The following is a 7,985-nucleotide window of genomic DNA, read 5'->3' on the forward strand; positions in this document are numbered from 1 at the left end:
GCTCTGTTGCAAAAATCGTGAAGCTTGAGCATGCTTGGCGGAGATTGGACGGACGGAACGATGACGGATTTCAAGTGGCGCCATTTCCAGGGTGATGTGATCCTGTGGGCGGTGCGCTGGTATTGTCGCTATCCGATCAGCTATCGCGACCTTGAGGAAATGCTGGCGGAACGCGGCATTTCGGTCGACCATACGACGATCTATCGCTGGGTCCAGTGCTACGCCCCGGAGATGGAGAAGCGGCTGCGCTGGTTCTGGCGGCGTGGCTTTGATCCGAGCTGGCGCCTGGATGAAACCTACGTCAAGGTGCGGGGCAAGTGGACCTACCTGTACCGGGCAGTCGACAAGCGGGGCGACACGATCGATTTCTACCTGTCGCCGACCCGCAGCGCCAAGGCAGCGAAGCGGTTCCTGGGCAAGGCCCTGCGAGGCCTGAAGCACTGGGAAAAGCCTGCCACGCTCAATACCGACAAAGCGCCGAGCTATGGTGCAGCGATCACCGAATTGAAGCGCGAAGGAAAGCTGGACCGGGAGACGGCCCACCGGCAGGTGAAGTATCTCAATAACGTGATCGAGGCCGATCACGGAAAGCTCAAGATACTGATCAAGCCGGTGCGCGGTTTCAAATCGATCCCCACGGCCTATGCCACGATCAAGGGATTCGAAGTCATGCGAGCCCTGCGCAAAGGACAGGCTCGCCCCTGGTGCCTGCAGCCCGGCATCAGGGGCGAGGTGCGCCTTGTGGAGAGAGCTTTTGGCATTGGGCCCTCGGCGCTGACGGAGGCCATGGGCATGCTCAACCACCATTTCGCAGCAGCCGCCTGATCGGCGCAGAGCGACAGCCTACCTCTGACTGCCGCCAATCTTTGCAACAGAGCCATCGAGTGCGCCGAGCCGATCGCCCCGTATGCTTCCCCGAGCGCGATTGCAGCACTGTGCAGAAACGGCACGACGTTTTCTGGGGCATACTTTTCCCCGTCGAGGCCGTTGTAGTGGGTGCCGTCGATGACGCCCTGGTGCCACTGTGCGAGCTGCTGGGAGACCTGCTGCAAGTGATCCACGGTGAGCCACAGTTCGGCGAGTAGGTTGTATGACTCGCTCGGGTTGGGAACGGTGCGCGTCGAGTGCGCGAGCGTACGTGTCAGTGCTTCGACCTCGCGTGCGATTTCGAGCTGTCGCGTTTCTTCGTTGATAGCCATTGGTCTGTCAATCCTTCGTTGTGGGGTCGACGCCGATTTCATCCGCGTCTGCGGTCGGGCGTCCGAGCGCAGCACTAGTGACGTCTTCGATGTTTGTCACGCCGGTCGCATCCATGAGTGCGCGTCGGGCTTCGGCAGCGGCAGCGTCCCCCTGCAAGCTGACGCCGCCTGGCTTCACGGTCAGTTCGCCGCGCTCCGCGCGCTCGGCCAGATCCTCATATCCCGCGCCCTTGGCCTCGGTGTACAGCGCGTAGAGGATCGCGAATTGCTGGGGGTCGTCGACGAGTAACGTAGTGATGCGCTGCACGGTCTCCCTGGCGATCGGGAAGCCATCGTTGAGCACGTACCAGCACGCGCCGATGGCTTGTTCTCGTTGCTGCTGCGTGAGGGGTTCGAACAGCTCGGGCCAGCGTGCCTGGAAGTCGGTATCGGTGTTCATCACGTCATCCTTTCGCGGACCTCGGACAGTGGGCCGTTATTCGAGGGGGCGGCCTCGGGAGATGGAGCCGGGGTGCACGGGCTCGAACGGCGCTCCCCCGTTGAACTCCCGCTCTAGCTGTTCCACGTGCTGCATGATGATCTGGTTCTGCATGTCGGTGAGGGTCTGCCATCCGTACGTGTCGCGGCCGGCGTAGTACGCGGCGCGGATGCGGCCCTGCTGGTCTTCATCCGCGTAGTAATTCATCTTGCGGCTTCCCTTTGAGGGCTGCGCCTTCGGCCGCGTGCGGGGCGCTACGGGCGCAGCGGGTGCCTGGACTGCAGGAGTCTCGGCCGCTGGCTCTGACGCCGGGTGAGTGGTTACTGGCGTGAGCCCTGCCAGGCTCGATGTGCGCCTCTTGCGTTCAGTGCTCATCGTTCGTTCCTTCCGGTCAGTTCGGCGATGTAACCGGCGTAGATCTTCGCGAGTTCGCGCGCGTCGGTGTCGCCTTCATCGAGGCCGCGTGATTCTTCGGTGGCGTCGGCGATCGCCTGGCGCTTGGGTACTGGCGGCGCGAGCAGCGGCAGGCCTCGGGTTTCCGCTGCGGCCGTGATTTCCTCGGCCCAATGGGTTCCGCCGATGGTGCGAGCTTCGTGCTGGTTGAGCACGATTCCTGCGACGCGCAAGCGGGGGTTGTAGCTCTGGTTGACTACCGTGATGGTATCGAGCAGCTTTGCGAGGCCGTTGGTCGACCAGAGCTTGGTCTGAGTGACCACGAGTGCGCCGTCAGCGGCTGTGAGAGCGTTGGTGACGAGCTGATCGAGGCTCGGCCCACAGTCGATCAAGATCAGGTCGTAGCGGCCGCGTACGGGCTCTAGCACTTTCCGCATGCGTGCCTCGCGGCCGGCGCCGGCGATCACGAGCTGGTCGCGGACAATACCGAGTGTTTCGCCTGTGGTGGGCACGACCTCGACGCCTTCCCAGATTGCTGGCACGATGACCTCTTCGAGGGTTTCGCTGGCGTATTCGCTGAGCACGTCAGCGAGGCCGGGTTCTTCCTCCCCGACACCCTCGGTGAGCACCTGGGTGATGTTGCCCTGGGGGTCCGCGTCGACGACGAGCACGCGCAGGCCGTCGTTCACCGCGGCGCGGGTGAGGTGGTACAGCGTGGTCGATTTGCCCACGCCGCCTTTCTGGTTGCAGGCGGTCAGGATGACGGCCTCACGGGTTGCGCTCATGGTTCCAACTCTCTATCTCTAATGCCTCTATTAGACCTATTTATTGGGAGGGCCGCGGGTTGCGGCCCTCCCTGGGGGCGATCGTCAGTCGCCCTGTCGGATCTTCGAAACGGTGACGCGCTGGTTTCGGAGGCTGACGCCTACCTCATCTGCTCGCACCTCGTGCTGCACGCGCTCCTCGCCGCCCTCGGGCTTGTACGAGGTGACGCGGTAATCGCCGGAGAAGGTGACGCGAATGTTGCCGGAGATCTCGGCTGCCTCGACGAGCTGTTCCGCCTGCTGGCCGGTCACGTTCACTGAGTAGAAGATCGTGGGGCCGTCGTACCATTCGCCGGTGTCCTTGTCCCTGAGTCGATCAGAGACGGCGACGCGGGCGTAGGTGTACGGCGTGTCCTTGTCGTTGCGGCGAAGGGTTGGGGCTTCGACGAGGTTTCCTGTGCGGGTGATGTAGCTCATTGCGGTTCCTTTCGTGTGCGGGTACTGGTCGATGTAGTTCTATTATACCTAATGCCTCTATTAGGGACAATAGAGGCATTAGTGTTTCAGGATTCGTTCGGGAGCATGATGGTTATGACGGGTTCTGCGGTGTCGCCGGGGCCGATGTGCAGAGCCAGCTCGATCGGCTCGGGCTGGTTCCAATCGTGGCCGCGGTTCTCGTTGGGCACGCGCAGCACCTGGAAGGTCACGCGGTTACTGCCGGCCGTTCTCGATGCGGCATGGCCTGCGAGGTAGAGAACATCCCAGAGCCGGCCGCTTTCGTCCTGCGGCTCGGGCCTGTCTTCATCCCACGCGACCACCTCGGCCCACGCTTCTCGCGTGAGCGCGACGGGTACACGGAATCGCGCGTCTTGCGCCATCTCGGTAACGTCGACGAGCGCTCCGTCATCGAGCGCCTGGGCTCGGGTGTAGCTAGCGATAATGGGGCCGAAGGCCTCGTGTGCAGTCATGGTGTCTCCATTGTCTCTATTAGGGATAATGCCTCTATTGATGGCTGGGTTACTCGCCGAGGCGTGCGGCGAGCTGTTCGATGAGGTCGATTCGGAAGCCGGCCCAGTGCTCGTGCTCGTTGACGACTACGACGGGGGCGCTGAGGTAGCCGAGCTGCTTCACGTACTCCGTGGCGGTGTCGTTCTCGCTGAGGTCGACGACGTCGTACAGGATGCCGTTCGCGTCGAGTGCGCGGTACGTCGCGGTGCACTGCACGCATCCGGGCTTGGTGTAGACCGTCAGGCTGTCGGTGTTCATGGTGCTCATTCTCTCTTCACCCCTCAAATTTTTTTGCCGTTGATGGCACCCTGTGCCAGCGCGAGCGCGGCAGCGGAGCGCAACCGTAGTGACGCACCCGCACGGCCGAGCGCAGCGAGAGACGGGCGAGAGCGTCGCGTCAAGGAAGGCCGCGCAGCGGCCGACCGGACGGATGCGTGAAGCAGAGCGGTCGCTATGCTGCCGAAGGCATCAACGGCAATAAATTGGGCGCTTGCGCCTACTGCGGCCGGCTTGCCGGCCGTCGTCATGTTCGGGCCGCTCCGTCGGCTCGAACTGGGGGAGTGCGAGGGGGTCGCACCCTCGCACCGCGCCCCGTGAGGGGCGCGGTTTCGGTTCACCGGGTGGCCCATGTCCAGGCGGCCTCGACGAGTGCGGATAGGTCGTCGTCGGTCGTCTCGCCCTCCGCGTCGGGGGTCCAGCCTCCTGCTTGGTAGCGCTCGGCGCACCAGTGCCAGCCGATGACTTCGCGGGTGTCGTCGTCCTCGGGCTTGTCGGTGCGCTCGGTGATCGCGAATCGGCGGGTCTTGTCGTCGGCGCGGTAGAGCACCAGGTGCCCGGCACCGAATGCGCTGGGGTCTTCCTCGTTCAGCTCGACCACGGCGACCGATTCGGTGATGGTGGCCAGCTCGTAGCGGATGCCCTGGCCTGCGCTGCGGTGGTGGCTGTCGCCTGAGTCGTCGGTGTAGCTGTGCTGGTTGATCCACTCGGCCGCGAGGTCGCGGCGCTCGTGTGCGGTGAGCAGATCCGCGATCGCCTCGGTTTCGCCGCATGTGAGTCTGGGGGCGAGGTCGGCGGCCATCCCTTCATCCCAGTAGGCGATGAATCGTTCGATGGCCTGTTGCTGGTCGGTGTTCGTCATCTCTAATGCCTCCATTGTCTCTATTGGGGATAATGCCTCTATTAGTTGCTGGTTTCGTTGTCTCGGGTGAGCGTGTCAACGAACGTTGTGAAGTCGGGGCCGGTAACGGTTGCGGTGTGCGCAAGCGCGTATCCGGCGCGGGCGTGGTGGGCGAGGTCTTCTTCGCGCTCGCCGAGCTTGCGCAACTGGCGCTGAATCTCGGTGTCGTCGACGACGGGCACGAACGTGGTGATGGTGGTGATGCTCTGCATGGGTTCTCTTCCTCTCATTTTTTTGCCGTTGATGGCACGTAGTGCCACAGCGAGCGCGGCAGCGGAGTGCAGGAGTAGTGCTGGCCCTGCGCGGCCGAGCGGAGCGAGAGACGGGCGAGGCCGGCGCGTCAAGGAAGGCCGCGCAGCGGCTGCCCGGACGGATGCGCGTAGCGGAGCGGTTGCTACAGTGCCGAAGGCATCAACGGCAATAAATTGGGCGCTTGCGCCTGCTGCGGCCGGCTTGCCGGCCGGCGTCTTGCTCGGGCCGCTCCGTCGGTTCGAGCTGGGGGAGCGCGAGGGGGTCGCACCCTCGCGTCGCGCCCCGGCGGGGTGCGACTGGGGCCACGCTCTGCGCGCGGCCCCTTATGCCTCTATTGGGGATAATGCCTCTATTCTGCTGCGGGGCGGTGGTCCTGCACTTCGGCCCAGGCGTAGGCCAGATCCCATCCGGCTTCAACCTGGATGCGCACGGTCTTGGGGTTGGCGCGCTGCACGAGTGACCAGGTGCCGCGGATCTTCACGGCGTCGCCTTTCTTGACGGTTTCGCGGCTGTAGTTTGTGGCCTGGCCGGTGGCGATCTGGTCGGCGCGGATCTGCTGCCAGTAGGCGAGCTGGTCGCGCAGCTCGTCGAGCTGGGGCGCGTAGTGCTCGGCGCGCTTGACCTGCTGCTCTGCGGTGGCGGGCTTGTATCCGGTTTCGCGGTCGTAGACGTCGGCCGAGATGCTGCGCTCGACTCGGCGAATGTCGGCGGTGATTTTCTCGATGCGGTTCGCGACGGTCACGGGCTTGTAGCGGGCGCTCGTGGTGGCGGCCGCGACGCGGGCGCGCCGTGCGGTTTCCTTGGCCTCGGCGTCGGCTGCGATCGCCTGCCCCATGCGGCGGTGTGCCTTCTCGATGGCGTTGCGGTGGCGCTGCTCGGAGTGGTGGCCGATCTTGATGGGCTCGCCACCCTCGGGGAGCGCGTTACCGGCCGCGTCTGCCCGGTTCCATGCCTGGTGTGCGTCTGCGCTCTTGCGCAGCGCCTTCGCTTCGAGCGCGTCGGCGCGGTTGGCCTGGCGCATGGCCTTGCCTGCTTCGACTTCTCCGGTGCTGCGGGTGGTGCGGTCGATTTCGAGGGCCAGCGCGTAGCCTGCGGTTTCGAGCGCTGAGGCGGTGCGGGTGATGACGTAATCCTTGGGCAGGCGGTCGCGGCTGTTCGGGACGTACCAGGCGGAGATGCTGCGGCCCCAGCGCCACCCATTTGTTTTGAGGATCTGCGCGGAGTAGTGCCCCGTAGAGTGGTGTAACGATCCCGGCCAGTAAACGTCAGCGTGGCCACCGGGATCTTCCTTCGAGGAAACTCTCACATCCCACTCGAAAGGCGTCACACCGATGACCACTCCCTCTATTGTCGACCCTGCCACCGTCCTCACCAACGCGCTGGGCGACGCATCACCGGATCTGATGCGCACCCTGCTGCAAACCATGATCAACACCCTCCTCTCAGCCGAAGCAGATGCGATCTGCGGCGCCGAGTACGGGAAGCCCTCTGCTGACCGAGTGAATTCCCGCAACGGATACCGCACCCGTGAACTCGATACGCGTGTCGGAACCATAGACGTCGCGATCCCGAAGCTCCGCTCCGGCACGTACTTCCCCGAGTGGCTCCTCGAACGTCGCAAACGCTCAGAAGCGGCGATGATCACCGTCGTCGCTGACGCCTACCTCGCTGGCGTCTCAACGAGGCGGATGGACAAACTCGTGAAGACCCTTGGCATCCATTCCCTGTCGAAGTCGCAGGTCTCCCGAATGGCCGCCGATATGGACGAGCATGTGCGTGAGTTTCGCACGAGGCCGTTAGGTGAGGCCGGCCCGTTCACGTTCGTCGCGTGCGACGCACTCACGATGAAAGTGCGTGAGGGCGGGCGGGTGATCAACACCATGGTGCTCGTCGCGACCGGGGTGAACGCTGACGGGCATCGGGAAGTCCTGGGCATGCAAGTGGCGACCGCGGAGACCACGATGGCGTGGAACGGGTTCTTCGCAGACCTTGTCGCGCGCGGCCTCACCGGGGTGAAACTCATCACCTCTGACGCGCACGCTGGCCTCGTTGAAGCGATGCGCGCGAACTTCCCTGGGACGTCGTGGCAACGGTGTCGCACGCACTACGCTGCGAACCTGATGTCAGTGACCCCGAAGAGCATGTGGCCGGCGGTGAAAGCGATGCTGCATTCCGTGTACGACCAACCCGACCAGAAAAGTGTTGAGGCCCAATTCGACCGGCTCCTGGACTACGTCGAGGACAAACTCCCCGAAGTGCACGACCACCTCGATGCTGCCCGGGCTGACATTCTCGCGTTCACCACGTTCCCGAAAGATGTGTGGCAGCAGATCTGGTCGAATAACCCGAACGAGCGCCTGAACCGTGAGATCCGCCGCAGGACCGATGTGGTGGGGATCTTCCCGAACCGGGCCGCGATCACCCGCCTCGTCGGGGCCGTTCTTGCGGAGCAGTCTGACGAATGGGCCGAGGGTCGTCGTTACCTCGGTCTTGACGTTCTCGCGAGGTGCCGCCTCACGCTCGTGGGTACCGACACTATCGGCCAGCACCATGAGCTCCCCGAGCTCGGGGCCGCAGCATGAGCGCCCCCACTCCTGGGCTGTACTCCGACACCGTGAGTGAGCTCGTCGCGAGCATCTGCAATCACAACGAAAACTAGCCCCCACATCCTTGAAGGATCACGAAACGGTTACACCACTCCACGGGACTTGACC

Annotated in this window: 12 protein-coding genes; 3 read left to right on the forward strand and 9 right to left on the reverse strand. The window is 64.0% G+C overall.

Annotated features, from left to right (window positions below; all coding sequences use genetic code 11):
• The first annotated feature begins 60 nt into the window (after nucleotides 1-60).
• Nucleotides 61-825, forward strand: coding sequence for an IS6-like element IS6100 family transposase (locus tag ACR0R4_RS12920; protein ID WP_001389365.1), 765 nt, complete (start codon nucleotides 61-63; stop codon nucleotides 823-825).
• 110 nt (nucleotides 826-935) lie between these two features.
• The gene (locus tag ACR0R4_RS12925; protein ID WP_433647795.1) at nucleotides 936-1,085 is read left to right on the forward strand and encodes a hypothetical protein; all 150 of its coding nucleotides are present in this window, start codon (nucleotides 936-938) and stop codon (nucleotides 1,083-1,085) included.
• 121 nt (nucleotides 1,086-1,206) lie between these two features.
• Here the strand turns inward: ACR0R4_RS12925 and ACR0R4_RS12930 are convergent, their stop codons facing one another.
• From ACR0R4_RS12930 to ACR0R4_RS12970, 9 genes are all read right to left on the reverse strand, one after another.
• The gene (locus ACR0R4_RS12930) at nucleotides 1,207-1,638 is read right to left on the reverse strand and encodes a hypothetical protein (protein ID WP_228145653.1); all 432 of its coding nucleotides are present in this window, start codon (nucleotides 1,636-1,638) and stop codon (nucleotides 1,207-1,209) included.
• Between the two features lie 36 nt (nucleotides 1,639-1,674).
• Nucleotides 1,675-2,052 carry a ParB family protein gene (locus ACR0R4_RS12935; RefSeq protein WP_139770737.1) on the reverse strand — a complete coding sequence of 126 codons (378 nt, stop codon included), beginning with the start codon at nucleotides 2,050-2,052 and terminating at the stop codon, nucleotides 1,675-1,677.
• The gene (locus ACR0R4_RS12940) at nucleotides 2,049-2,855 is read right to left on the reverse strand and encodes a ParA family protein (protein WP_079941826.1); all 807 of its coding nucleotides are present in this window, start codon (nucleotides 2,853-2,855) and stop codon (nucleotides 2,049-2,051) included. The genes ACR0R4_RS12935 and ACR0R4_RS12940 overlap by 4 nt, the downstream gene beginning before the upstream one ends.
• A gap of 84 nt (nucleotides 2,856-2,939) precedes the next feature.
• A complete protein-coding gene (locus ACR0R4_RS12945; protein WP_079941825.1) occupies nucleotides 2,940-3,311 on the reverse strand; it encodes a single-stranded DNA-binding protein in 372 nt (123 codons plus the stop codon).
• Nucleotides 3,312-3,397: 86 nt separating this feature from the next.
• On the reverse strand, nucleotides 3,398-3,802 hold the full coding sequence (locus ACR0R4_RS12950) for a DUF6573 family protein (RefSeq protein WP_079941824.1): 405 nt from the start codon (nucleotides 3,800-3,802) through the stop codon (nucleotides 3,398-3,400).
• Nucleotides 3,803-3,851: 49 nt separating this feature from the next.
• A complete protein-coding gene (gene nrdH, locus ACR0R4_RS12955) occupies nucleotides 3,852-4,100 on the reverse strand; it encodes a glutaredoxin-like protein NrdH (RefSeq protein WP_200769340.1) in 249 nt (82 codons plus the stop codon).
• Nucleotides 4,101-4,455: 355 nt separating this feature from the next.
• Nucleotides 4,456-4,980: a hypothetical protein gene (locus ACR0R4_RS12960; RefSeq protein WP_079941822.1), complete on the reverse strand. Its 525-nt coding sequence runs from the start codon at nucleotides 4,978-4,980 to the stop codon at nucleotides 4,456-4,458.
• A gap of 41 nt (nucleotides 4,981-5,021) precedes the next feature.
• On the reverse strand, nucleotides 5,022-5,231 hold the full coding sequence (locus ACR0R4_RS12965) for a hypothetical protein (protein ID WP_079941821.1): 210 nt from the start codon (nucleotides 5,229-5,231) through the stop codon (nucleotides 5,022-5,024).
• Nucleotides 5,232-5,620: 389 nt separating this feature from the next.
• The gene (locus ACR0R4_RS12970) at nucleotides 5,621-6,610 is read right to left on the reverse strand and encodes a DUF3560 domain-containing protein (protein WP_433647796.1); all 990 of its coding nucleotides are present in this window, start codon (nucleotides 6,608-6,610) and stop codon (nucleotides 5,621-5,623) included.
• Between ACR0R4_RS12970 and ACR0R4_RS12975 the strand changes: the two genes are divergently transcribed.
• Nucleotides 6,603-7,853 (forward strand): IS256 family transposase, encoded by a 1,251-nt coding sequence (locus tag ACR0R4_RS12975; RefSeq protein ID WP_193591830.1) that lies wholly within the window; start codon nucleotides 6,603-6,605, stop codon nucleotides 7,851-7,853. The two genes, ACR0R4_RS12970 and ACR0R4_RS12975, sit on opposite strands and share 8 nt — an antisense overlap.
• Nucleotides 7,854-7,985 lie beyond the last annotated feature (132 nt).

This window comes from Leucobacter fengyongliangi (assembly GCF_050971685.1).
Taxonomy (GTDB): domain Bacteria; phylum Actinomycetota; class Actinomycetes; order Actinomycetales; family Microbacteriaceae; genus Leucobacter.